Here is a 480-nt window from a genome sequence, read left to right as displayed (position 1 = left end):
TCGAGATGAGATTTCCCATCACTTTATGTGAGTAAGATCCCTGGAAGATGACCAGGTAGATAGGTCAGAGGTGGAAGCATGGCGACATGTGGAGCTGACTGATACTAATCGATCGAGGACTTAACCACAAAGAGTCATTTTTAAATGAACACAACGGCAATACCGGTATTCTTGACATCAATCCTTTATCTAGTTTTGAAGGAACAAACCCTTCAATTGAATATTCGTCTGGTGATTATGGCGAAGAGGTCACACCCGTTCCCATGCCGAACACGGAAGTTAAGCTCTTCAGCGCCGATGGTAGTTGGGGGCTCTCCCCCTGTGAGAGTAGGACATCGCCAGGCGATACATATTATGGAGGATTAGCTCAGCTGGGAGAGCATCTGCCTTACAAGCAGAGGGTCGGCGGTTCGATCCCGTCATCCTCCACCATAGATTTTTACGAAGCGTGAGCGAAGTAAAAGATCTTTCCTTCCTTTA

General features: G+C 46.9%; 1 tRNA gene and 2 rRNA genes. All 3 read left to right on the top strand.

The annotated features are described in order from the left end of the window. Positions 1 to 128 (top strand): 23S ribosomal RNA (locus BHE18_RS00025); the annotation flags it as partial. 99 nt (positions 129 to 227) lie between these two features. Beyond that, positions 228 to 344 (top strand): 5S ribosomal RNA (gene rrf, locus BHE18_RS00020). A gap of 12 nt (positions 345 to 356) precedes the next feature. Beyond that, a tRNA-Val gene (locus tag BHE18_RS00015) sits at positions 357 to 432 on the top strand. Positions 433 to 480 lie beyond the last annotated feature (48 nt).

The sequence above is a fragment of the Rossellomorea aquimaris genome, assembly GCF_001877785.1.
In the GTDB taxonomy this organism is placed as follows: Bacteria; Bacillota; Bacilli; order Bacillales; family Bacillaceae_B; genus Rossellomorea; species Rossellomorea aquimaris_A.
This window is presented reverse-complemented; position numbering and strand designations above follow the sequence as displayed.